This is a genomic window from Flavobacterium algoriphilum (assembly GCF_048158655.1).
Lineage (GTDB): Bacteria > Bacteroidota > Bacteroidia > Flavobacteriales > Flavobacteriaceae > Flavobacterium > Flavobacterium algoriphilum.
This window is the reverse complement of record NZ_JBLNKY010000007.1, coordinates 35176-60487: the sequence shown is the minus strand read 5'-3', so window position 1 is coordinate 60487 and position 25312 is coordinate 35176. Positions and strand designations below refer to the sequence as shown.

Annotated in this window: 25 protein-coding genes; 8 read left to right on the top strand and 17 right to left on the bottom strand. The window is 33.0% G+C overall.

All coding sequences use genetic code 11. From position 1 onward, the window contains the following. Positions 1-44 precede the first annotated feature (44 nt). The 5 genes from ACM55G_RS12315 to bglX all read left to right on the top strand — a co-directional run bounded on the left by ACM55G_RS12315 (position 45) and on the right by bglX (position 9325). On the top strand, positions 45-3053 hold the full coding sequence (locus ACM55G_RS12315; protein WP_416844238.1) for a SusC/RagA family TonB-linked outer membrane protein: 3009 nt from the start codon (positions 45-47) through the stop codon (positions 3051-3053). A gap of 4 nt (positions 3054-3057) precedes the next feature. Next, a complete protein-coding gene (locus ACM55G_RS12310; protein ID WP_416844237.1) occupies positions 3058-4512 on the top strand; it encodes a RagB/SusD family nutrient uptake outer membrane protein in 1455 nt (484 codons plus the stop codon). An 18-nt stretch (positions 4513-4530) separates the two neighbouring features. After that, complete coding sequence (locus tag ACM55G_RS12305) at positions 4531-5433, top strand: LamG domain-containing protein (protein ID WP_416844236.1); 903 nt, start codon at positions 4531-4533, stop codon at positions 5431-5433. Positions 5434-5529: 96 nt separating this feature from the next. Further along, the gene (locus ACM55G_RS12300) at positions 5530-6897 is read left to right on the top strand and encodes a glucoamylase family protein (protein ID WP_416844235.1); all 1368 of its coding nucleotides are present in this window, start codon (positions 5530-5532) and stop codon (positions 6895-6897) included. Between the two features lie 127 nt (positions 6898-7024). Next, positions 7025-9325: a beta-glucosidase BglX gene (gene bglX, locus ACM55G_RS12295; protein WP_416844234.1), complete on the top strand. Its 2301-nt coding sequence runs from the start codon at positions 7025-7027 to the stop codon at positions 9323-9325. A 112-nt stretch (positions 9326-9437) separates the two neighbouring features. Here the strand turns inward: bglX and ACM55G_RS12290 are convergent, their stop codons facing one another. The 4 genes from ACM55G_RS12290 to ACM55G_RS12275 form a co-directional block, all read right to left on the bottom strand. Next, entirely contained in the window at positions 9438-9707 is a 270-nt protein-coding gene (locus ACM55G_RS12290) for a hypothetical protein (protein WP_416844233.1), read from the bottom strand. Positions 9708-10138: 431 nt separating this feature from the next. Further along, a complete protein-coding gene (locus tag ACM55G_RS12285; RefSeq protein WP_416844232.1) occupies positions 10139-10984 on the bottom strand; it encodes a hypothetical protein in 846 nt (281 codons plus the stop codon). 16 nt (positions 10985-11000) lie between these two features. Continuing rightward, the gene (kdsA, locus tag ACM55G_RS12280) at positions 11001-11819 is read right to left on the bottom strand and encodes a 3-deoxy-8-phosphooctulonate synthase (RefSeq protein ID WP_416844231.1); all 819 of its coding nucleotides are present in this window, start codon (positions 11817-11819) and stop codon (positions 11001-11003) included. A 179-nt stretch (positions 11820-11998) separates the two neighbouring features. After that, entirely contained in the window at positions 11999-12451 is a 453-nt protein-coding gene (locus tag ACM55G_RS12275; RefSeq protein WP_416844230.1) for a 2-dehydro-3-deoxyphosphooctonate aldolase, read from the bottom strand. A gap of 193 nt (positions 12452-12644) precedes the next feature. Here ACM55G_RS12275 and ACM55G_RS12270 point away from each other — a divergent pair, with 193 nt between their 5' ends. Further along, the gene (locus tag ACM55G_RS12270; protein WP_416844229.1) at positions 12645-13208 is read left to right on the top strand and encodes a YeeE/YedE family protein; all 564 of its coding nucleotides are present in this window, start codon (positions 12645-12647) and stop codon (positions 13206-13208) included. Then, positions 13205-13618, top strand: a complete 414-nt coding sequence (locus ACM55G_RS12265) for a DUF6691 family protein (RefSeq protein ID WP_416844228.1) — start codon at positions 13205-13207, stop codon at positions 13616-13618. Before ACM55G_RS12270 ends, ACM55G_RS12265 begins: the two co-directional genes overlap by 4 nt. A 41-nt stretch (positions 13619-13659) precedes the next feature. On the opposite strand, the gene ACM55G_RS12260 is transcribed toward ACM55G_RS12265, so the two are convergent. The 8 genes from ACM55G_RS12260 to ACM55G_RS12225 all read right to left on the bottom strand — a co-directional run bounded on the left by ACM55G_RS12260 (position 13660) and on the right by ACM55G_RS12225 (position 20247). Continuing rightward, a complete protein-coding gene (locus ACM55G_RS12260; protein WP_416844227.1) occupies positions 13660-14331 on the bottom strand; it encodes a lysoplasmalogenase in 672 nt (223 codons plus the stop codon). A gap of 15 nt (positions 14332-14346) precedes the next feature. After that, complete coding sequence (locus tag ACM55G_RS12255; RefSeq protein WP_416844226.1) at positions 14347-15600, bottom strand: sterol desaturase family protein; 1254 nt, start codon at positions 15598-15600, stop codon at positions 14347-14349. 94 nt (positions 15601-15694) lie between these two features. Further along, the gene (locus tag ACM55G_RS12250) at positions 15695-15970 is read right to left on the bottom strand and encodes an ATP-dependent Clp protease adaptor ClpS (protein WP_416844225.1); all 276 of its coding nucleotides are present in this window, start codon (positions 15968-15970) and stop codon (positions 15695-15697) included. 46 nt (positions 15971-16016) lie between these two features. Next, positions 16017-16850: a 50S ribosomal protein L11 methyltransferase gene (prmA, locus tag ACM55G_RS12245; RefSeq protein WP_416844224.1), complete on the bottom strand. Its 834-nt coding sequence runs from the start codon at positions 16848-16850 to the stop codon at positions 16017-16019. 105 nt (positions 16851-16955) lie between these two features. Next, positions 16956-17708 carry a triose-phosphate isomerase gene (gene tpiA, locus ACM55G_RS12240; protein ID WP_416844223.1) on the bottom strand — a complete coding sequence of 251 codons (753 nt, stop codon included), beginning with the start codon at positions 17706-17708 and terminating at the stop codon, positions 16956-16958. 51 nt (positions 17709-17759) lie between these two features. After that, positions 17760-18254 carry a TlpA family protein disulfide reductase gene (locus ACM55G_RS12235; RefSeq protein WP_416844222.1) on the bottom strand — a complete coding sequence of 165 codons (495 nt, stop codon included), beginning with the start codon at positions 18252-18254 and terminating at the stop codon, positions 17760-17762. A gap of 334 nt (positions 18255-18588) precedes the next feature. Then, complete coding sequence (locus tag ACM55G_RS12230) at positions 18589-19689, bottom strand: BT_3928 family protein (protein ID WP_416844221.1); 1101 nt, start codon at positions 19687-19689, stop codon at positions 18589-18591. A gap of 9 nt (positions 19690-19698) precedes the next feature. Continuing rightward, positions 19699-20247 carry a DUF1599 domain-containing protein gene (locus tag ACM55G_RS12225; RefSeq protein WP_416844220.1) on the bottom strand — a complete coding sequence of 183 codons (549 nt, stop codon included), beginning with the start codon at positions 20245-20247 and terminating at the stop codon, positions 19699-19701. A gap of 87 nt (positions 20248-20334) precedes the next feature. On the opposite strand from ACM55G_RS12225, the gene folP reads away from it, so the two are divergent. Next, positions 20335-21159: a dihydropteroate synthase gene (gene folP / locus ACM55G_RS12220; RefSeq protein WP_416844219.1), complete on the top strand. Its 825-nt coding sequence runs from the start codon at positions 20335-20337 to the stop codon at positions 21157-21159. 461 nt (positions 21160-21620) lie between these two features. Here folP and ACM55G_RS12215 read toward each other — a convergent pair whose 3' ends face one another. The 5 genes from ACM55G_RS12215 to ACM55G_RS12195 all read right to left on the bottom strand — a co-directional run bounded on the left by ACM55G_RS12215 (position 21621) and on the right by ACM55G_RS12195 (position 25156). Beyond that, entirely contained in the window at positions 21621-22103 is a 483-nt protein-coding gene (locus ACM55G_RS12215; RefSeq protein WP_416844218.1) for a CHRD domain-containing protein, read from the bottom strand. Positions 22104-22423: 320 nt separating this feature from the next. Beyond that, complete coding sequence (rlmH, locus tag ACM55G_RS12210; RefSeq protein WP_416844217.1) at positions 22424-22897, bottom strand: 23S rRNA (pseudouridine(1915)-N(3))-methyltransferase RlmH; 474 nt, start codon at positions 22895-22897, stop codon at positions 22424-22426. 102 nt (positions 22898-22999) lie between these two features. Further along, positions 23000-23428 carry an SRPBCC family protein gene (locus ACM55G_RS12205; RefSeq protein WP_416844216.1) on the bottom strand — a complete coding sequence of 143 codons (429 nt, stop codon included), beginning with the start codon at positions 23426-23428 and terminating at the stop codon, positions 23000-23002. 326 nt (positions 23429-23754) lie between these two features. After that, complete coding sequence (locus ACM55G_RS12200) at positions 23755-24246, bottom strand: VOC family protein (RefSeq protein ID WP_416844215.1); 492 nt, start codon at positions 24244-24246, stop codon at positions 23755-23757. A gap of 427 nt (positions 24247-24673) precedes the next feature. After that, positions 24674-25156: a hypothetical protein gene (locus ACM55G_RS12195; protein ID WP_416844386.1), complete on the bottom strand. Its 483-nt coding sequence runs from the start codon at positions 25154-25156 to the stop codon at positions 24674-24676. Between the last annotated feature and the right edge of the window lie 156 nt (positions 25157-25312).

Below are 25312 nucleotides of genomic sequence, written 5' to 3'. Positions count from 1 at the left end.
AATTATCTAATTTGGCTCTACTAATTTTAACAAATTATTAATATATGAGAAATTTTATTTTTAGCTTTTTAGCACTCATTCTGCTTCCGGCGTACATGTCTGGTCAAGTAATTAAGGGAAAAGTATTGGATAAGAGTGGAATTGGAATTCCTGGAGCAATGATTTTTGCTGTTGATTCTAAGACTTCGGCTGATACTGATTTTGACGGTAATTTTAATATTAATGCCAAACTAGGAGAGGTATTAAAAATTAGCATGCTAGGTTTTGATGCCATATCAATTGCCGTAACGGCTAATAATATGAACATTACTTTAAAAGAATCCAAAGACACTGAATTAAAAGAAGTGATTGTTATAGGATACGGAACCAGAAAAAAGATTGACAATACTACCGCAATTACTTCATTAAAAGCAGAGGAAATATCTAAAACCAAAGTTTTGAATGCTTCACAAGCCATACAAGGAAAGGCTGCTGGTGTTCAAGTAATTTCTTCAGACTTGCCGGGAAGTACCCCTTCTGTTGTTATTAGAGGTTTAGGAACTGCATTAGGAGGAAGAACTCCTTTATTTATTGTGGATGGGATGCCCACTGAGAACATTAATAACATCAATACTAATGATATTACATCCTATGAAATATTGAAAGATGCTTCTTCACTAGCAATTTACGGAACAAGAGCTGCAAATGGAGTTATAATAATAACTACCAAAAAAGGAAAAGGGGCTAAGGTTTCTGTAGAATTTGAAAGTTTTGCTGGTTTTAGAGAGCCTTTGAAAAAAGTAAAAATGGCGGGAAGTAATAAATATTCCCATTATTCGAATGCAGCTTTGCAAACGACTACTTTTTCACAAGATCAACCCGTTAACACCGATTGGTTTGATGCGATTACAAGAAGAGGATCTTATACTCAAAATAACGTTTCGGTTTCTGGGGGAACAGTGAATATAAAATATTTCTTTAGTATTGGAAATTATCAGGAGAAAGCAATTCTTAATGGTTTAGATTACAGTCGTACTACTTTTAGAAATAACAACGAATACAAAATTTCTAAAAAACTGACTTTAAATCAAAACTTCAGTTTTGGTTCAACAAATTCTACTCCAAAACCATTGAGTGCCTTTACAAATGCGTACAAGCAATCTCCAATAGTTCCTGTTCGTTTTTCTAATGGACAATATGGAGTGTCTTATGTAGGGAACGATGGTTTTGCTGGAACAGCAGGTTCTTCTTTTAATAATGTAGGTAATCCTGTTGCTCAATTAGACTATTTTAATGAACAACAGCGCAGTGTAACATTGCAAGGTGGTGTAAAATTAGATTATGAAATTGTAAAATCGTTAAAATTCACCTCACAGTTTAATGGGGAATATTATACTTGGAAAAATTACAATTTTGAAGATACAAAGGCTATTTGGCAAACAAATAATAATCCAGGTCAGTTAGCTACAATTATTTATCCTTCAGATAAGAATATTAACTTATTGACAAAAGGCAGAAATCAATATTTCAATTGGAATCTATCCAATTACTTTACTTATAATAAAGTATTTGGCGAAATCCATGATATTGAAGTAACCGGGGGTATTGAAACTTCTATCAGAGGAGCAAGAGAACAATTGACTGTTGCCAGGAAAAATGTAAATGCAGATTCAAATTACTGGTCACTAGCAGGTGTTGATTATGTAGGAACAGTTACTAGTTATAGAGATGAAATTTTTAATGAAAATAAAATAGCTTCTTATTTCGGTCGTTTCCAATATAAATTAATGGACCGATATTTATTTACAGGTACAATTAGACGTGATGGTTCATCCAATTTTGGTAAAGACTATCGTTGGGGAACTTTTCCAGCCTTTGGCTTAGGTTGGGTTGTTACCAAAGAAGAATTTATGTCTAATGTTAAAGGAATTAATTTATTGAAATTAAGAGGAGGTTGGGGTAAATTAGGAAACCAAAACGTACCGCTTAACAACCAAGCGTATAGTTCTGGTCTTACTTATTATTTAGGAGGTTCTATATTGAATGAAGGAACTACAATCAATTCTCAAGTTGATCCAAGTTTATCATGGGAAATTACCGAGGAAACTTCTGGTGGTATCGATTTTGAATTGTTGAACAATAGATTGAAAGGTTCATTTGACGTGTATGATAAAACAACAACCAATGTTATTTTGAATACAAAACCTTATATGACTTCAGGTATAAGTAATTCTTCACCAGCACATGTTGGGGAAGTATCTAATAAAGGATATGAAATTTCTTTACGTTGGGATGATAAACTAACTGACAATTTGAGTTACTGGGTTGGAGGTAATTTTTCAAATAACAAAAATGAATTGACAGGTTTGAAAGATGCTACGCTTGCGCCAATTACTGGTGGAGATTTAGCAAATGGGCAATGGACAAAACTATTAGATAATACCTCAGTAGGAAGACCATTAGGTAGTTTTTATATTTATGAATATGCTGGTTTTGATGCTGTAAATGGTAAGATGTTATATTATACTGCAACAGGTGCCAAAGTGACTCAAGATGCTTTGGATGCTAATAAAGACAAAAAATATGTTGGTTCAATTTTACCTAATTCTACGTATGGTGTAACTTTAGGATTGAACTATAAAAACTTTGATTTCTCAGTGGACGGATACGGTACTTCTGGTGCTAAAGTATACAATGGTAAAAAAGCACAACGCTTTAGCGGAGAAAATGTAGAAGAATCCTTGGCTACTAATTTTTGGACTGTAAATAATACGACGGCTGCAAATCCTGGACCATTTAATTTAGTTCCTGTAGCTTCTAACTATTATTTAGAATCAGGCGATTTCTTTAGAATTAACAATATTTCGCTTGGATACAAAATACCATTAAAAGGAGAATTTTTGAATTCTTGCAGAGTATATGTGAATGCAATAAATCCATTTATTACTCAAAAATTCTCAGGTTTTTCACCTGAATTAAATGGTAATGGAGATCCTTATGGAACACAAGGTATTGAGTTGGATGCATATCCAACATTAAGATCATTCGTTATCGGTGCTAATTTAAAATTTTAATACAATGAAAAAGATATATATATCAATTTTTGCCCTATCCGCATACTTTTTCTCTGGATGTTCAAACGAGTATTTAGATGCAGATCAAACTGAATCTATTTCTACAAAAGATATAGCATTGTTCAACAATGACGAAGGAGCAGCCACTTTTGTAACGGCAATTTATAGTAAGTTTTTAGATTGGAACATGACCTCATTTTCTTGGATTGGGTTGTCAAGTATTGCCTCTGATGATGCTGACAAAGGATCTTCTCCGGGGGATACAGGTTCAGACAAAGATTTAATGGACGCCTTAACCTACAATGCTTCAACTCCATCAACAAGTGAGATTTTTGCAGCTAATTATGAGGGGATTAACAGGTGCAATCAAGCATTAAGTATTGTTCCGCAATTAGACCAAGCTAATCCAGCTTTACGCACCAGATTATTAGGTGAAGCTAAATTTTTAAGAGCTTTTATGTATTTTACTTTGGTAAAAACGTACGGTGGTGTGCCAATTGTAGATCATTTGCCAAATCCATCTTCTGATGAAGACAGAATCATGCAATTAACACGTAAAACAAGTGCTGAAGTGTATGCTTTTATCGAAAGTGATTTGAATGATGCTATTGCAGCATTGCCTAACAAATCCGAATATGCTGCTGCTGAAAAAGGAAGAGCTTCAAAAGGAGCTGCTTATGCTTTATTGGCAAAAGTAAATTTATACCAAAAAAACTGGCAGAAAGTAGTGGACAACTGTAATTTGATTACAGGATATGCTATTGTTTCAAATTATGCTTCTATGTTTAGATTAGCTGGAGAAAATGATGCCGAATCAATTTTTGAAATTCAAGGTACAGGTTCAGTTCCTGCTAAAGGAATTTCAGGATATTCCAATACACAAGGTGCTCGTGGTAATGGTGGATGGGGTTGGGGTTTCAATACACCATCTCAAAGTTTAGTAAATGCTTATGAAACTGGTGATGTTAGAAAAAATGCAACAATCATTTTTAGAGGTACCACTTTGTATGATGGTAGAGTTGTACCAGTTACTGTTGAAAATGAAAGATACAACTACAAAGCGTATTCTTCTGCTTTCACAGATGGTTGGGAAACTGATGTGAATATCAAATATTTGAGATATGCCGAAGTTATACTAATGAAAGCGGAAGCATTAAATGAATTAAACCAGACTCCTGCGGCTATTCCTTTGTTAAACCAAATTAGAGCAAGAGCAGGATTAGGGAATACAACTGCTGTATCTCAAGCGGCTGTTAGAACAGCAATCTGGAAAGAAAGAAGAGTTGAAATGGCATTCGAACACGATAGATTTTTTGATCTAGTAAGAACGGGTCAAGCAGTTGCTGCGTTTGCAATTGATGGGAAAACATTTGTTGCCGGTAAACATGAATTGTTTCCATTACCGCAAGCATTCATTACGCAAGCAAACGGATTATCAACACAAAATCCTGGTTATTAATTTAAAAAAACAGTAAAAATGAAAAAAAATAAATATATTTTCTTATTTGCTTCTGTTCTGGCTTCTCAATTTTTTGTGAGCTGTAATGAGGATAGTATAGATAAAGTAAACAGCCCAATTCCCTATGAGTCCATTGGAGGTTATGAAAACTCAGATGATATTGCTGCCAGTAATTTGATCGCTAAATTTAGTTTTGAGAATACTATTTCGGATTCAAAAAATGGAATAACTGGTGGAGTTGGAACAAATGTAAGTTACGGAGCTGGAATCAAAGGACAAGCGTATAAAGGTTCTTCAAATTCTTTTATCGCTTACAGTACTGTATCCAGTTCTTTGGTAGATGTAAAAAGTATTACAGTTTCTATGTGGATCAATACAAATCCGCATACAGGAGGAGCACAATCGTTATTTATGTTACCAAAAACTACAGATTTTTGGGGAAATATTTTCTCCTTGATTGAAGGTACAGGTCCAGCAACTACTATGTTAATGAAAAATCATCTTCAAAAAGATGTGACACCCAGTATTGCTTGGTCAGGTCAGTTTATAGAACACAGTGGTGCTAATGTTTTGGCTAATATGTTTGGAACTTGGAAACATGTAGTATGGACTTATAGTGGAACTAGTTCAACTTACAGTATGTACATTGATGGAAAGAAGCTTGATTTGCCTGCTTCAATAGCAAAACGATATGCAAGCGATCCTCTTACTGGTGGAGTGGGTTATGGTGAACTCGCTAATTCGAATGTTTCTAAATTCATTATTGGTGGGTTTCAACAACATTTAGGAGCTCCTTGGGGTGCTGCTGATGGTTGGATGCTGAATTATACAGGCCTAATGGACGAGTTCAGAATTTATAAAACGGCACTTTCTGACAATGAAGTTGTTGCTTTATATAAATTAGAAAAAGATAACAGATAAAGACTTATTGACACACTTAGTTTGCATAAAACTAGGTGTGTATTTTTTACTATTAATCCTATTATTTTTATAAAGATGAAAAACGGTTTATACATAATGTTTTTTTTAATTTTTTTAAATTCTTGTTCATCTTCATCTCCTGGAGGGAACAATGGTAGCGGCACGCCATTACCAACGACTCCTACAACTCCAGTACCTGCTTTAACAGATGCTGAAGCTATGGATCAAGTTCAAAAAGATGCTATCAAATATTTTTGGGATTATGCTGAAACCAATTCAAAATTAGCAAGAGAGCGTTACCTAACTGATGATCCAAGTTTTGAAGCTAATATAGTTACCACTGGAGGTTCAGGTTTTGGGTTAATGTCAATAGTCGTTGGTGTAGAGCGGGGATTTGTTAATCGAACTGAAGCTGTTTCCCGACTTACAACTGCTCTGACTTTTCTTGAAAATGCGGAACGTTTTCATGGTGCATGGCCACATTGGATAAATGGAAAAACAGGTAAAGTAATTCCTTTTGGAACGAAAGATAATGGAGGGGATTTAGTAGAAACCTCTTTTTTATGTCAGGGTTTGTTAACCGTTAGAGAATATTTCAAAAATGGAACTGCTGCAGAACAAGCTTTAGCCACTAAAGCAGATAATTTATGGAAAGGTGTAGAGTGGGATTGGTATACCAAAGGCGAAAATGCGTTATACTGGCATTGGTCACCTACTTACGGTTGGGAAATGAATTTTAAACTGGAAGGATACAACGAATGTTTGATTACCTATATAATGGGTGCTGCATCTCCTACACATCCTATTCCGGCTGCAGCGTATCACCAAGCTTGGGCAAGAAATGGCGCAATTGTAAATGGTAGTTCACAATACGGAATACCAGTAGTATTTAATCATAATGGAGCAACAGGAAATGTAGGCCCTATGTTTTGGGCGCATTATTCTTATTTAGGTTTAGATCCCACTAACTTGACGGATCAATATGCGGATTATTGGGCATTGACTCAAAATCATGCTAAAATAATGAACAAATATTGTGTTGCCAATCCACGTCAATGGAAGGATTATTCTGAAAAATGTTGGGGATTAACAGCAAGTTATTCTCGTAATAGTGATGGATCGACAGGATATTCAGCGCATCAGCCTAATAATGATTTAGGAGTGATTTCACCAACGGCGGCCTTATCTTCTTTTCCTTATACGCCAGCTGAATCAATGAAATTTCTCCATTATTTATATGATGAGAAAAAGAGTTCTTTAGTTGGAATTGCGGGACCTTATGATGCTTTTTCTCCGCATTATAATTGGGTAACACCACGATATTTAGCAATCGATCAAGGCACAATTGCACCAATGGTTGAAAATTATCGTACCGGTTTATTATGGAAATTATTTATGAATGCGCCAGAGGTAAAACAAGGTTTAATGAAACTTGGCTTTCATTCCGGGAAATATAATTTTTAAGGAATTATGAAGTGTAATGGAAATGTCGAACTAACCATTTTGATGATGAAGGTAACGACGTTGGTCCAGCATATATGACAACCAAGAAATTTATGACTGGACGTTTAAACAAATAAAAAAATAAAAAATGAAAATTAAACTAATTATACTCCTCTTAGGCTTTTCACTTTTTGGCTATAGCCAAAAAAAGACTGCTAAAAAGACGGTAAAAATTAAACCCAAAACCGAATTTGTATCCGAATTATTGTCGAAAATGACTTTGGAGGAGAAAATAGGGCAATTGAATTTACCTACTTCTGGAGATATTACAACGGGTGCAGCCAATAGTTCTAATGTGGCTAAAAATATTGAAGAAGGTAAAGTAGGTGGTTTATTCAATATCAAGTCCGTTCAGAAAATTAGAGAAGTACAAAAGATTGCAGTCGAAAAAAGCCGATTAAAAATTCCGTTGCTTTTTGGAATGGATGTCATTCATGGTTATGAAACGACTTTCCCTATTCCGCTTGGATTGTCTTGTACGTGGGACATGAAACTGATTGAAAGAAGTGCTCAAATTGCAGCTCAAGAAGCCAGCGCCGATGGAATCAACTGGACTTTTTCTCCTATGGTTGATATTTCACGTGATCCGCGTTGGGGAAGAGTTTCTGAAGGTTCGGGTGAAGATCCGTTTTTGGGAAGCCAAATTGCCAAAGCAATGGTGCATGGATACCAACAAGATGATTTGTCAAAGAATAATACCATTTTATCTTGTGTGAAACATTTTGCTTTGTACGGTGCGCCGGAAGCGGGACGCGATTACAACACTGTTGATATGAGCAGAATAAAAATGTACAATGATTATTTTCCTCCATATAAAGCGGCTGTTGAAGCTGGTGTAGGTTCTGTTATGGCATCTTTCAATGAAATTGATGGAATTCCTGCAACAGGAAACAAATGGTTAATGACTGATGTGTTGAGAAAACAATGGGGCTTTAAAGGTTTTGTGGTTACTGATTTTACAGGAATTCCTGAAATGATCGAACACGGAATGGGCGATTTGCAAACCGTATCAGCGTTGGCTTTAAATGCCGGAGTTGAAATGGATATGGTGGGCGAAGGTTTCCTTACGACTTTAAAAAAATCATTGGATGAAAAAAAGGTAAGTATAGAACAAATTGATAATGCCGTCCGACTTATTTTGAATGCCAAATATGATTTAGGATTGTTTCAAGATCCTTATAAATATTGTGATGAAAAAAGAGCAAAAACGGAGATTTTTACAAATAGTAATAGAGCTGAAGCCAGAAAAATTGCTGCTCAATCTTTGGTTTTACTTAAAAACCAAAACCAACTACTTCCTTTGAAAAAATCAGGAACTGTGGCGGTGATTGGTCCATTGGCTGATGCCAAAGAAAACATGGCGGGTACTTGGAGTGTAGCAACTAACATGCAAACATCGATATCGTTAGTATCAGGAATTAAAGAAGTAGTAGGGAATGCTACAAAAGTGCTTTACGCCAAAGGAAGTAATCTGGATTATGATGCAGCTTTCGAAGAAAAAGCAACTATGTTTGGTAAAACCTTGCACCGTGATAGCAGAACTGCAGCTGAATTATTGGCGGAAGCTTTGAAAATTGCCAATCAATCCGATGTGATTATTGCAGCCCTTGGTGAATCTGCTGAAATGAGTGGAGAAAGCAGCAGCCGTACCAATTTAGAAATTCCGCAGGCTCAAAAAGATTTATTACAAGAATTATTGAAAACTGGAAAACCGGTGGTTTTAGTATTATTTACTGGGCGTCCATTAGTTTTAGTTCAGGAAAATGCAACTGTTCCAGCGATATTGAATACCTGGTTTGCAGGAAGTGAAGCAGGAAGTGCTATTGCTGACGTTTTGTTTGGAAATGAAAATCCTTCGGGAAAATTGACCGCTACTTTTCCTAGAAGTGTAGGGCAGGTGCCTATTTATTACAATCAAAAAAATACAGGAAGACCCTTAGGGAACAAAGAAGGAAAGTTTGAAAAATTCAGATCTAATTATATCGACGAAAGAAATGAACCTTTATTTCCTTTTGGATTTGGATTAAGTTACACCACATTCGACTATTCGAACCTGAAGATTTCATCGGATAAAATGAATTTTAACGAAAAAGTAAACGTTACTGTTGAGGTTACAAATACCGGAAATTATGATGGTAAAGAGGTGGTTCAATTGTACATAAGGGATCTTATAGGTTCTGTTACAAGACCTATAAAAGAGCTGAAAGGATTTCAAAAAATCGCTCTTAAAAAAGGAGAAAAACAAACGGTAACTTTTGAAATTTCTGTTGAAGAGTTAAAGTTTTATAATTCAGATTTACAATTTATTGCTGAGCCGGGTGCCTTTCAAATTTTTGTTGGGACTAATTCAAATGCAGAGAAGAAAGTTAGTTTGGAGTTGATTAAATAAATTTGGTTTGTTTATTTAGTGACAGCCCTTCGGTATTTAAATCGAAGGGTTTTTTTTTGATAAATGAAATGGAATTGTGTACGGATTTAAATAGCTTTTGTATTATCCAAACCTAAAAAACATCAAAATCAATTCGGTAGGAAGGAGTAACGTTCTCAATACTGATTCCGTATACTTTTTTAGAAACAATAGAAACAGAAGGTAAGGTGTCTGTTTTTAAATATTTTATTGAATTTGTAATCAAGTTTAAGAATATATTTTTCAAGTATTCTTTATTAAAATGAATGTCAGCAAGCTCTGAAAAATCGATATTAAGTATGATTTTTGAACTTCTTATTAAAGAATTTATAGAAAGTAATACTTCATTTAAATTTTCGTTCAAATCTAATTCTTCAATAGGAGAATTTAATTCCTCTTTATGAATTAATTCGTCTACTGATTTTTTTAAAGTTTGTCTTAAACTCTTTTTTGTTGTTTTTAGAATTTATAAACTTAAGTGTTTCTTCATCATTAATTTTAGAAATAGCAATGAGATCAAATACGGATTGCAAATTAATAACCTAATAATTTTGAAACAGGGGGATTTTTTTTTTGAAATAACCATCAAATCCTGCAATACAAATAAAATCAGCTGAGATCTTAAAAAAAAATATTGTAGTGATATTCCCCAACTCAATCAGAATTCCTTTTTTTATGGTCATTGAGTTTAACAGTTATTTGTTATTTGGATTCAAAATTCAAATAAAATATAGGCTATAAAAAACTAGGCTGTCATTTTAAAGACAGCCTAGTTTTTTATTATTTGAACACACTTTATATTTTGAAAATACCTCCAAAAGCGATTATTCTTTGTAGAAAGAAAAAATCTTGTGAGGCACTATCTTCGGTACTTTGAGTAGTTCTAATATCCTGCATGTTGATATAGCCACCTTTTAATTCTCCTTGAACATAAAAATGTTTAAAGAAAGTAATATTCAAACCAGCTTTCAAAGAAGTTCCATAACCAGAAATATGAAAGTCGTCATGACGTGGTTTTCCTAAAAGTGTCGTATTGGTTTTTGGATATAATAGACCAATACCACCACCTTCGGTTAAATTAATTTGGATTTTATCTGTATTTCTAATTTTGAATAATGACGAAATATCATCATGTCTTGAAAATTCAGAATTCACATAATTTAGTCCATCTGTATGTTCATAAAGCAAGAAGCTTTCAGTCATAACAGTAGGCGTATTGTTGTAAACCCCATTATAGGGTGGGTTTCCGGTAATCGTGCCAGTCATGTTCAGCGTTTGATCTTGTGTCATCACATATTTCATGTGATCCACTCCAATGGCAATGCTATAATGGTCATTTATGAAATACCCCATTCTAAAATTAGTTTGGGGAATAGTCATTTTTGACGGATTGATATAATCGACATGCCAACCTTTTGGTTTGTCATGAGCAACCATATTATCGAGAGTGAAATTATAATCTTTTCCTCGAAAAGTCACATCAGATTTAGAGTAATTATCTCTGTTTCCACCCCATGATACAAAGAATTTTCCTTTGTTGTGAGCCGTATATTTATCTTGTAATTTAATTTGTTCTTGAGCAAAAGTGTTTATCGAAGAACACATAATTAAGAATGCAGAATATAAAATTATATTTTTCAATGAATTTAACTTGAATTTAAAACTGATTTATAGTTTTTCTTATGGCGACTAATTTGGTCATTAGACCTTCAAAATAATCTAGATGTAGCATATTAGCTCCATCACTTTTAGCGTTAGCCGGATCAAAATGAGTTTCGATAAAAATCCCATCCACACCTACAGCAATTCCTGCTTTGGCAATAGTTTCAATCATATCAGGTCTTCCGCCAGTTACTCCAGCTGTTTGGTTGGGTTGTTGTAACGAATGTGTAACATCAAGAACAGTTGTTGCATACTGTTGCATGGTAGGAATACCTCTAAAATCAACAATCATATCTTGGTAGCCAAACATAGTTCCACGATCCGTAACCATTACGTTTTCATTGTTACAATCCAAAACTTTTTGTACGGCATGTTTCATGCTTTCAGGACTCATAAATTGCCCTTTTTTCAAGTTTACAACCTTTCCTGTATTGGCAGCAGCCATAACCAAATCAGTTTGACGAACTAGAAAAGCAGGAATTTGCAACACATCTACATATTGTGCAGCCATTTCGGCATCTTCATTGGTATGGATATCAGTTACAGTAGGAACACCAAAAGTTTCAGATACTTTTCTGAGAATTCTTAATGCATTTTCGTCTCCAATCCCTGAGAAACTGTCAATTCTTGAGCGATTGGCTTTCTTAAACGAACCTTTAAATACAAATGGAATCATCAGTTTATCCGTGATACCAATTAATTTTTCGGCAATACGCATCGCCATTTCTTCACCTTCAATTGCACAAGGACCGGCGAGAAGAAAGAAATTACCACTTTCAGTATGTTTGATCAGTGGAATATGTTGTATGTTCATAAAATTTATTTTTTGAAAGTGCAAAGATAATTAGAAATAATGATTTAGTATTTTTTTGAAGCTATTTCCTGCGATTTGTTACAAATGAAATTCACTAAAATATAATAAAAATAAAACTTTGGTTGAAAAAAAAGAAAAATATTTTTACTATTATCAACGCTAGCTCAGTCGTGTTATATTTATTTCTTTTTTAAATTAAGACCAACTGGCACCAATAAAACACCTTTTTCGTAAATATTCAAATAGAGTTTTACAGGTTTTTTTTGTCCGTCCCATTTTAGTTCATAAACATCCAGAAAACCCGCACCTAAATCTGTTCTTTTTGTTGGAAAAGGACAGCAGCTTTCTAATTTTGTAAAAATAATTTTTTCTCCTTTTGGTCCAGTCAATGCATTCAGAAAGCGTTCCTGATTGATAGTCTCGTTTGCCGTATTTCTATAAAATATATTGATGGGATAATTTTCATTATAACCATATTTTTTGTCTTTACTGTATTCCGTTATTACAAAAGTATTCTCATTTGTAAGGGTGAGAGTCGGTGCATTATCGTCTACGTTTTTTAAAGTAGATTGTGTGCTAACACAAGAAACGCTCAGTATTAATAAAGCAATAAAAGAAAGTTTTTTTTTCATGTTTTAATTAATTTCAATAATAATTATAGCAATTATGATACCATTACCTGTTTAAAGATTACAAATATAAACAGAACTTTAAAGCCTGTAACAATAACAAATATTAATTTATAATACCGTTTTTTTAATATTGTAACTTTTCTCACATAGATTGAATAATTTGCTTTATATATTTGCATAAAATTTATTAAATATGGATATTATTTTTAAAACATGGTCTTGGTATGTTTCTGGTTTTTTGATAGGCATGATTATGCTTTGTCTAATTTATTTTGGGAAGACTTTTGGTATGTCTTCAAATCTACGATCACTTTGTGGAATGACAGGAATCGGAAAAAAAATATCTTTTTTTGATTTTGATTGGAAAGAACAGCGATGGAATCTAGTTGTAGTTTTAGGCGCGATATTAGGTGGATTTGTGGCTGTGCATTATATGAGTGATCCCTCAAATGTGTCAATTAACTCTAAAACTATCGCGCAATTAGCACAACTGGGAATCGATGCTCCAAACGGAAAATTAATGCCTGATGCCCTTTTTGGTAGCCAAATTTGGCACTCTCCCAAAAGCATTTTTATTCTAATAATTGGAGGAATTTTAATAGGTTTTGGCTCCCGTTATGCAGGAGGCTGCACTTCAGGACATGCTATATCGGGCTTAAGTAATTTACAACTTCCATCTTTGAAAGCGGTTATAGGATTTTTTGTTGGAGGATTGATTATGGCTCATTTTTTATTACCCTTAATTCTTAGAATATGAATGTATTAAAATATTTAATTGTGGGATTTGTTTTCGGAATTGTACTTACAAAATCAGAAGCAGTTTCTTGGTATCGCATTTATGAAATGTTTCAATTTCAATCTTTTCACATGTACGGAATTATTTCCGTAGCTATTTTGACAGGAGTAATTGGTATCCAAATCATAAAAAGAAAAAATTTAAAAGATATAAAAGGAGAGCCAATTGAAATTCTGGATAAAGAAGCTGGTTCTTCCCGTTATTTGATTGGCGGATTGTTTTTTGGATTAGGTTGGGCACTTTTAGGTTCTTGTCCAGGTCCAATATTTATTCTAATTGGTGCTGGTTTCTGGAGTGTACTCTTAGTGCTTTTTGGTGCTTTGTTGGGTACTTATATTTATGGATTATTAAAAGATAAATTACCTCATTAATTCCACTAAAACTTAAATAGCATTTTCTGAAAAAGGGAATGCTATTTTTTTCGGTTTAATTTTAAAATACCAACTACAATACAGTATTGTGCAAGTAGGTAGGTTGCCATTACAAGAAATGAACTGAAAAAGATGGGTTCATAAAATTTATTGAAAGCCAGAATACTATCGGAACTTATAAAAATAAACGCCCCAAGTAATATATAAGTCCCAGCAGGTTTGCTCCATTTTAAAAATCCCTTAAATGCAAATAAAAGCATTGTAGATAGAACGATAGCATAAACCAAAACCGGTATTTTTAAATCGCCTAAAGTTGGTAGTAATAGTAAAAACATTACTACTAAATATACAATAATAGCTGTGATACCTATCCAGAAAATAGCTTTGTTTTTGAATGAATTTATTCGTAATTGTTTGCTAAACAATACAATATAAGCAATATGCGAAATTAGAAATGCTACCAATCCAATCGTAAAATAGATCTCAGCTTTATAAGCAAACATTAAAATAACATCTCCCATCCAAGAAAAAGTCAAAGCTGTTGAAAGAAATTTTTTTGATGGAAAGTCTCCACAAAAATAAACAGCCACTATAAGAATAGGGATTAAAAAAGGTTTTATAAACCACGAAATGTCTTCTCTTCCTAAAATAATTAATAAAAGGTAAACGAAACTAATTCCAATATAGGCTTTAAAAGATAAGGTGCTTCTCATGAATTATTTTTAAGATTATGCGACTTCGACTGTTTCTTTTTCGAAATTTACACTTACAAAGTAGACTGTGGCTATTAAGGATAACGTAAGATATCCAATAATTATATAATTTGCATGAGGGAAAAGTTGATTCATTGAAAACCAGTCCCCAAAATAAGCAATAATGGCTATTCCAAAAGCAAATCGGAGGATTTCCCAAAAGATTGAAATTTTTCGAGTATCCATTAATTCTGTGTAGCTGTATACCGTTACAAAAATAAACGCTCCATATATAAATACATTGGGTAAACCTATGAAGGCAATAAAATTATATAAATAGCTGATAAATAATAAAGTAATAACAGCTTTAATCATCGACCAAAACATCAATTTTTTAGAATGTTTGGTTCCATATTTTTCAAAAGAATAAACATCTTTAATCTTGTTTACAGGATATTTTTCTTCAAAATTTTCTGGACGCCATCCCGTTGGTTTAAACCAAATGGTGAATTTGTCTTTCCATTTTTCGGCACGCCAAGCATCGGTTATCAGTAGCCAAAGATGCTGAAAATTAATGCGAATAGGATTCCAGGTTTGTGCGGGTCTTGTTATTCCAAAAACAGGTGGAACTGATTCTAATTCTTCTTGAAATGTTCCAAACAATTTATCCCAAATTATAAATATTTGGGAATGATTTTTATCCATATATTCTGGATTAATAGCATGATGAACCCTATGGTGAGAAGGCGAAACCAAGATGTTTTCCAGAAAGCCAATTTTTTTAATATGCTTAGTATGATACCAAAATTGTAGAAATAAATGAATGGGAAGTGTAATCGCAATTACTTTTGAGGGAACTCCTAACAGCGCTGCAGGAATTAGCAAAAAGGTAAATAAATTCACAAAACTGGATATTGGCTGACGTAAAGCACAAGCTAAATTAAACTCTTCACTACTATGATGAATGGCATGCTTATTCCATAAAAAATTAATTTGATGCGAAAAACGATGATTCCAATAACCATAAAAATCAATAGTTATGAAACCAATAATATAGGCAAGAACGGTAGGTTCTAAATGGAAAAGTGCAATTTTTGAAGCAATCCAATCGTAAGAAACAAGGGTGATACTAAGCCCTAAAACATCCTTTACGGAGTTGACCATTCCAGAACTTACGCTTGAAACAGTATCCATATTAGGACCTTTATAATGACCATATATTTTTTCTATTAGGATTAATATCAAAAAAACGGGCATTACAAAAACTAAAATTTTTCCGTATTCTATCATAAAAGCCTGTTGTATTGTTCAAATATATAATAAAAGTATATATTTTTTGAATTATTTGTAATAATTCTATAACAGGCTATTAATTTAAATACGGTTATATAATTTCAGCGCTTAATCCAGCTTCCAATAGTTGGGTACACTGCGGTTTTAGCTTATTATAAGGACCTGTCTTTACGGTGCATTTTCCATTGTAATGAACAATCAACGAACATTGTTCGGCTTGTTCTGGTGTATGATTACAAACACGTATTAAAGTTTCTATGACATGGTCAAAAGTGTTTACATCATCATTATAAACTATAATTTCGTTATCTATCGATACAATTTCTTTTACACTGACTCTTTCTCTTACTTTTTCTTTAGTACTCATTTTGTAGGTTTTTTGTACTTGTATTGTTAATAAAAAAAATAAAGAACTAATTTACGTATTTTAAAGAAACCCAGTTGTTTCTTTCGAATTTTTTAACATAAGTTAAACCTTTTTCGGTGCAGGAGGCATCAATAAATGGAATGTCCTCGACATAGAAACCACTTAAAAGTAACGTCCCTTTTGGGTTCAAACAATCCACATAGCTTTGCATATCGTTCAGCAAAATGTTTCTATTGATGTTAGCAATTATCAAATCATATTTTTTGTCTTTCAACAAAGCTGCATCACCTTCATAAACTGTAATATGTTCACAATTATTGCGTTCCGAATTTTCGATAGAATTCAAATAACACCAATTGTCAATATCAATAGCATCGATTGGTTGAGCTCCTTTCATTTCGGCAAGAATGGCCAAAATTGCTGTTCCGCAACCCATATCAAGTGTTTTTAAGCCAGTAACATCAATTTCCAATAAATGTTGAATCATCATATGTGTAGTTTCGTGATGACCGGTTCCAAAACTCATTTTTGGTTCAATTATAATATCAAATTCGGCATCCGTTTTGGGGTGAAAAGGGGCACGTACATGACAATTTCCATCTACATCAATTGGTTCAAAATTCTTTTCCCATTCCTCATTCCAGTTCACTTGCTCTATTTCTTCGAAAGTATAGTCAATTTTGAATTCCTCCGATTCTAAAATTTGAATTTCATCAAGAATCATTTCGTCCCATAAATCCTTTTGAACAAAAGCAGAAATACCCGTTTCGGTTTCAGTAAAACTTTCAAATGCTTTTTCTCCTAATTGAGCAATTAATATTTCTGAACCAAGTTCTTTTGGTTCTATGGTAAAATGATATCCGATATAAATGTTTGACATGTTTATTTTTTTTGCAAAGGTAGTATTATCTCTTTTTATTGAAGAATTAAAACAAAAAAAAGGCTTGATAAAATATCAAACCTTTTTCCTATTTATAGTAAAAAATTATATTGCGTTTACAATAGCTACAAAATCATCTGCTTTTAGAGCAGCTCCACCAATAAGACCTCCGTCTACATCGGGTTTAGAGAAAATTTCTTTTGCATTTTCTGGTTTTACACTTCCTCCGTAAAGAATTGAAACATCATCAGCGATTTCGCTTCCAAAAGCTTTACGTACAGTTTCTCTGATGAATTCGTGCATTTCCTGTGCTTGTTCCGGAGATGCTGTTTCTCCAGTTCCAATTGCCCAAACTGGCTCGTATGCTAAAACAACATTTGACCAGTCTTTTGCTTCAATATGGAACAAACCATCACGCAATTGATTTTCAACAATATTAAAATGGTTTTTAGATTGACGGTCTTTCAATTCTTCACCAAAACAAAAAATTACTGTCATGTCATGCTTCAAAGCAGTATTCACTTTATTAGCAATTAAAGCATCCGTTTCGTTAAAAATAGCTCTACGTTCAGAATGCCCAAGAATTACGATATTTACACCAACGCTTTTAAGCATATCAGCAGAAATTTCACCTGTAAAAGCACCGCTTTCAGCTTGATGTACATTTTGAGCCGCTACATCAATATTTGTAAATTCTAAATGATCAACTGCAGAAGCCAAGTTTACAAATGTCGGAGCTACAATTACTTGTGCGTTCGTTTCTGTTGGGATTTGTGCAATTAGTTCATTTAATAAATCTTCAGTCTGTTCTGCGTTTTTATGCATTTTCCAGTTTCCTGCTACAATCTTCTTTCTCATTTTGTTGTTTTTTATTTTAGTTAGGTTGTTTTTTTGAAATGATTACGGCTATTATTTCAATTTTTTTAAAGTTTGATTTATTAAGTCAAAATCAGTTTCTATCGCACGATATAAAACTATTTTTCCTGTTTTGTCAATGATGATATATCTTGGAATCCAATCCAAATCAATTGCTTTTCCAAAAGCACCTTTCATTTGGTCATTTGCCATGAAATGATCTCCATTTAATTTGTGTTTTTCAATACCAACTTTCCATTTATCGGCAGCTTTGTCCATAGAAATAAAAACATATGCAACGTCAGGATTAGTAGCCTGTAATTCTTTAATTTTCGGCATTGCTTTTATACAATCTCCACACCATGAAGCCCAAACTTCAATTACTAAAGTTTTGCCTTTGTGTTTTTTTAGAATATTCTTAAAAGCAACTTGGCTTCCATCGGTTGCCAATAATGTTTCTGATAACGCTTCTTTTGGAAATACTTTTTTTTGAGCTTGCGTACAAGAAAATGTAACGAAAGCGATGAATAATACGAATATTTTTTTCATTTTTTATAATTTGGAACAAAGTTAAACAAACAATTTGATTGGGGAATATAGATTGACGAATTTTGAATACTTAACGGATATGCCACAAAAAATGATTTTTTTATAATGTTAAAAGTAGTGAAATCGTAATAGTTAGCTGTTAAATAGAGTGTTTGTTGAAATAAATTAAAAGGAGGGCTTTCAAAACGAGCCTATTTAATTGTATTAAATGCCTATTTTAATAAAATATGATGCTAAATTAGATCTGATTTATGGGAACAAATAAAAGTAAAAGGTTTAAAATTACCCGTTTCAGTAACTTTAAACCTTTAAATTAAAATATCAAACCTTTTATTTATAGCTTCAAATTTGCAATATCATTATAATGCACTTTTTGTAAAATTGTTCCTTTTTCAAGGATTACGATGCTAGGATTGGCTCTTTCGATAGTTTTTAAAGCTGTGGCATCGCAGAAATAAAAATCGAATGTCATTCCGAATTCTTTTTTTGATTTGGCAATTTCTTCTGGTGAAGAAGCGGTCATTCCTATTACTTTATACCCTTTTGCTTTAGCTTCCTGATTCAATTTTTGCAATTTAATTAAACCTGCTTTATCAGCATGAACTAAATCATAAGCCACAATCAGGATTAATTTTGGCTCATTTAAGAACTCCTCTTTATAATCAGATCCATCTTTTTCCATAGCAAAATCATGAATGGGAGGGACAAAACCTTCGGTAATTACTTTGTCTTTTCTATCTACAAAAGTGGCTCCTTCAGGCAGCGCCATTAAATCTTTTTCATTAAATTCTTTGTCCACGCCATTTACTTTATAAATAAAAACCATTTCGACTACGCTTTTTGGGGCATTATCAGGAATCCGCATTCCTTTTTGGATATTAGTTCCTACTTTATACGGTCGAAAATCGATTATAGGCAAATGGTTGATAACCCAGTAACCCATAAAGGCACATAAAGCAACACTTGCAAAAGCCAAAATATTTTGAACTGTATTTCCAAATAACGGTTGCACCAATTTTCTATTGAAATATAATACCAGAATGAAAAATAATAAAACTACATCTTTGATGAAGGATTGCCATGGTGTAATGTGCAAAGCATCGCCAAAACAACCGCAGTCTCTAACAACATCAAAATAGGCAGAATAAAAGGTGAGGAAAGTGAAAAACACAATTAATAGTAACAAACTGTTAATCGTAAATTTTGATTTGTAACCAATGAGCAACATAACACCCAGAACAACTTCTAGAATAACTAAAAACAAAGCAATCGCTAATGCAAATGGCACTAAGAAAGGCATATTGAAAACGGGCTCACCAAAATATTCCGCCAGTTTGTAGGAAAAACCAATTGGGTCGTTCAACTTTATTAATCCCGAAATGATAAATAAGATTCCAACGAAAATTCGGGAGAATTGAGTAATTATATTTTTCATAGTTTTATTTTAATTTTTATTTCCAAAGCCCATTAAAATCAATGCGAAAATCGAATAATTAATCATATCCTGATAATTAGCATCAATACCTTCAGATACCAATGTTTTTCCTTTATTATCTTCAATTTGTTTGACACGAAGCAGTTTTTGCAAAATCAAATCCGTCAATGAGCTCACACGCATATCGCGCCAAGCTTCGCCATAATCATGATTTTTGGCTTCCATTAAATCTTTAGTCAGTGTAATTTTGGCATCGTATAATTCGGCTGCTCTTGAAACCTCTAAATCAGGTTGTTCAGCTACGCCTAATTCCAATTGAATCAATGCCATAATAGAATAATTAATGATCCCGATGAATTCACCTGTTTCATCTTCATCAATTTTACGAACTTTGTTTTCTTGTAAACTTCGTATTCTTTGGGCTTTAATGTAGATTTGATCAGTCAGCGATGGCAATCTTAAAATACGCCATGCAGATCCATAATCTTTCATTTTATTGATAAACAGCGAACGACAAATCGCAATCACAGTATCATATTCTTTTGAAGTATGCTTCATTATTGGTGTATATTTGTCTAAAATTTTTTCAAAAATAACATATTTTTTTTGAATGTAGAATTTTCAAGTCTTTAAAACTGTAAACAAATGGCTATTAACTGCAAAGGGCAACTTATCGACTTGTCAACTCCCAAAGTAATGGGAATTTTGAATGTTACACCTAACTCTTTTTTTGATGGTGGAAAGTATAAAAATGAAAACGAAATACTTTCTCGAGTTGAAAAAATGCTAGTTGACGGGGCGACTTTCATTGATTTAGGCGCTTATTCCAGCAAGCCCAGTGCCGAATTTGTTTCGGAACAAGAAGAAATTTCAAGAATTGTTCCTGCCATTGATTTGATTCTAAAAAATTTTCCTGAAACGATTATTTCAATCGATACTTTCAGAGCTGAAGTGGCAAAAGCCTCTATTGAAAGTGGAGCGGCCATTATCAACGATATTGCTGCAGGAAATCTGGACGAAAAGATGTTTGAGGTAATTGCAAAATACAATGTTCCTTATATTATGATGCACCTGCGTGGTAATCCTCAGACGATGCAAACACTCACTAATTATGACGATATTGTAAAAGAAATGGTATTCTATTTTTCGGAACGAATCGCGAAAGCAAGAAGTTTTGGAATTAATGATTTAATTATAGATCCTGGCTTTGGTTTTGCCAAAACACTGGAACAAAACTACGAAGTATTTCAAAAAATGGAGTTGTTTAGCCTATTAGAATTACCAATGTTAATAGGGATTTCCAGAAAGTCAATGATTTATAAAACACTGGATTTTAATGCGGAAGAGGCTTTAAACGGAACCACTGTTTTAAATACATTAGCATTGACTAAAGGAGCAAAAATCCTTCGTGTTCATGATGTAAAAGAAGCGATGGAATGTGTGACCTTATTTAATAAAATCAATCCCTAAACATGAATTCGCCAATCTATTTTTTTTTGATACCATTGGTGAAAAATTAACTTGTATTCCTTTTACAAATGGGTATTACAAGTTAAAAAAATCGAATTTTACCATAAATAATACTGTTGTAGTCGTCAATATTATGGTAAAAAAAAGAAGAACTTCTAGCGAATTTAAATAAAGTGTCTAGCGACAAAACTAATAAATATGTCTTTTGTTTCGATAAATATTTAAGTTTTGAAAGCTATTTTAAAGATGAAATTTCTTGCAAAATTTAAAATTTTAAAATTAGAACAGGAACTAACTTTGGTTGATTCAGATTTTGTCTAGTAACGGAAACAATATTATTTATCCCTTAAAAAAGATTAAAAGAATCATTAAACCTTATTTCTATTGGTTTATATTTAAAATGAAAAGGCCTTCTTTTTAGAAAGAAAGCCTTTAGTTTTATAAGGGTGATAAATTCTATTTTAATAACCACCACCTCCGCCACCGCCACCGGTGCCACTTGGATTTGTTGTGACAAGTTGTCCTCTTATTTCTCCACCGGGAAAGGCAGTAGTATGTAAGTTTACATAATAAAGATTCGCAATAAGGTCTGCTTCCTCAGTTGCATTTAAAGCAACGCTTGTATAAGTTATTGGCGAGGTTAAATCAGGAAGAGGAAAAACAATTGGTCCGTCAACTCCTACCGCTCCTTTATGAATATGTCCACCACTAGGAGTTAAACCACTATATGTCACTGTTAGCGAGAATGTTTTAGTAGTTTTGTTAAACTTAAGTACCGCAGTACCAGTAGCTGTAGAAGTAGTAGTAGGCACTTCACTGGCACCGTTTAAAGTAGCATTAAAAGTTACTATAATTGGTGTTGGAGTAGAATCATCACTTTTATTGCAAGAAAGTAAACCTGATAAAGTGATAAAAATAGCTAAAAATTGAATGGAACGTTTCATAATGAATTTTTTAAAAGGTTACTAAATTAGAAACAATGTTATTAAAAAAGTGAAGTAATTCTCGTAACGGTTTTAGATTTAGTAGGGAGCTAATACAAAGCGCTACAATAGGAAGTATAAAATTAGTTTTTTTATAATGAAAACACAAATAATTTAAAATTAAAATACTGATTTTCAGTTATTTAAATTTAAATGCAATTTAAGCTAATTTTTTATCTCCAGACTTTTTTCGGACAAGAGGATATTAGTACTTAATTTTTAAATCCAAAATGCAGAATGTTGTTTTAAACAGAAAACAGTGACTGAATGTTACAAAATTCTTACTGATGATGATAGGGTTCATTTCTCAAAATTGTGAAACCGCGATACAATTGTTCTATAAAAAACAACCGAACCATTTGGTGCGAAAAAGTCATTAAGGAAAGCGAAATTTTCCCTTGTGCTTTGGCATACACCGTTTCCGAAAATCCATAAGGGCCTCCAATTACAAAAACTAAAGTCTTGATACCTGAGTTCATTTTCTTTTGTAATTCATCTGAAAAACCAACGCTGGAAAAATTTTTTCCATTTTCGTCCAATAAAATAAGTTGATCCGTTGGTGTTATTTTTGCTAAAATCAATTCGCCTTCTTTCTCTTTCTGCTGACTTTCAGATAAGTTTTTTACGTTTTTGATGTCAGGTATAATATCCAGATCAAACTTGATATAAAAAGACAAACGTTTAGTGTAATCGTCAATCAAAGATTGTAACGCTTTGTTATCAGTTTTACCGATAGCAATAAGTTTAATGTTCATTTTGTGGGATTTCAGAGGCGCAAAGATAGAAAATTGATATTGCATTTGATGCACCAAAAAGCCCCATCTAAATGAACTTTTTAAAGTTAGTTTTGGATTTTTTTACAATTTTGATTCAGTATATTCTTTGAAATTATTCAATATAGATTGCCAACCCGATTCTTGCATGGCTACTGAGTTTTCGTTTTCTGCTTCAAAGACTTCAATAATTTTGGTCTTACCATTAGCATCAGAAAAACTAATTTTTACTTTTCTATTGTCATCAGCGGAATATTCAATTAGTTCATTTCGTTTTATGAGGTCATAAGTTCCACTGAAGTCAAACCCCATACTGCCGTCTTTTGCTTCCATTCTTGAAACAAATTTACCTCCAACTTTCAAATCATTTTCAGCTCTGGTTGTATGCCAGTCATCTGAAGCATTGTTCCATTTTACAATATCTTCAGGATTTGTCCATTTATCCCAAACGGTTTCTATTGGTGCATTAACTACAGTTTCTACTGTTATCAATGTTTTATTATTATTTTCCATATCTTAAAATATTGTGTTTCAACACAGTTAAACATCTATTGAATACCAAGTTTGTCGGTGCAGCTTCGATGATAGGCCCTATAACATGACTAGAAGTTCCATACTTATTGTTCCTCCAGCGGGCTAGGGTATCAAATAATTTTTTCGTTTCTGCTCTTGTATCTGGTTACAAATTTATATAAATATTATTTCCAAAATTTACTTTAAAACCGATTTATTCAGGAGCATCAGTTGCATCAAAATGTGTGCGCCTAATCGTGCCATTTGTTTTTAATTTATAGGATAATTTCTTTGTTTACTTTTAAGAAGATGGTCAAGCTACTATTTTAGCCACGATATGCTATTTCTAGCTTTTCGATATCAATTTTTACCATTTGCATGATTGCCTGCATCACTCGGTTTGATTTTTCACTATCATCGCTTTGCATCATTTTGCCTAATACAACAGGTACAATTTGCCAAGAAACTCCAAATTTATCTTTCAGCCACCCACATTGTTGAATTTGTCCGCTTTCAGAAAGTTTTTCCCAAAACGAATCAATCTCTGGCTGGTTTTCGCAATTAACAATTAATGAAATGGCTTCCGAAAAGGTAAACACAGGACCACCGTTCAAAGCCAAGAAATCTTGTCCGTCTAATTGAAATGGAATCGTTAAAACGGTTCCTTCCGGTAAGGGAGCATTTTTACCGTAATAAGTTGCTTTTCCAATTATTGAATTTTTAAAAATGGAAGCGTAATAAGTGACTGCTTCTTCAGCATTATCATTAAACCACAAACACGGAGTTATTTTTTGAGTAATTATTTTTTTTATTTCCATAAATTAGTTTATTTACATTGAACTTAAATTACTTACAGTAAAAATTAAGAAGATTCAATTATTCGAAACAAAGCAATTATTTAGGAATATTAAAAGTACAAAATTAGTTGAAAACAAAAAGTTAATCTAAATGTATTTGTGTTAATTAATTGTAAGTCAGTTATTTTATGATTATATAATAAAAAAAACGCTATTCAGCTTCCGTTTATCAGAATGTTTGAGGAGCTTTTTTAAGGTTTTTTTTAGTATTTTGTTAGAAGATAGCGGCAGTTATTATTTTTTGTTATGCGCCGTTTGATATTTATTCATTAAATTCCTTTGGAAAACGTTCTGAAATTAAATTTAGCTCAATATTGTGTTCTAAATAGGCTTTTAAACCTGCTTAGTTTCTTCAGTCATCTTTCAGGTTTTTTTACCTTATTTTAAATTATGATTTTGGCAACGGTGCTCCTACCGCAATATCACATCTGTGGTTTGTTTGACCGTGTGGTGGGTTCATTCCCTCAGGAGTAGGCGTTGTTACTATTGGTGTTGTAGCAGCTGGACTAGTTGAAACCGACTGATTTTGAGGAGAAGTTATTTGCTGTGTTGCGGGAGTATTTTTAGCTGAAGCTACAGGAGAATTTAATGGAGCTCCAACAGGGATCTCGCAACGATGACCAGGTTGACCGTGTGCTGGATTTAGTCCTTTAGCAACAGGATTAGAAGTTGTAGAAGCTTGATTTTGATCGACCGCATTAGTTTTTTGCTGTTCTTCAGATGGCGTTGAAGCTTGACTACGCATTTGTTTACCAACTTCAGTAAAGGGAACTATGTTTGCCGGACTAGTACTATTCTGAAGTTCGATTTCTTTTTTGCAAGAAATCAATAATATTGAGGATATAAAAAGAAGGCTTAAAAGAGATTTCATCGTCAGTTATTTTGTTGTTACAAAACTCAAATATAAGATTTTAAAACTAAAGGCCCAAATAAAATATCTGCTTTAAAGAGTTTCAATCTCTTGATAATTAAATGATAATGTTTAGAATTTTTAATGCAACATTCTATTGTGATCTCATCTTTCACA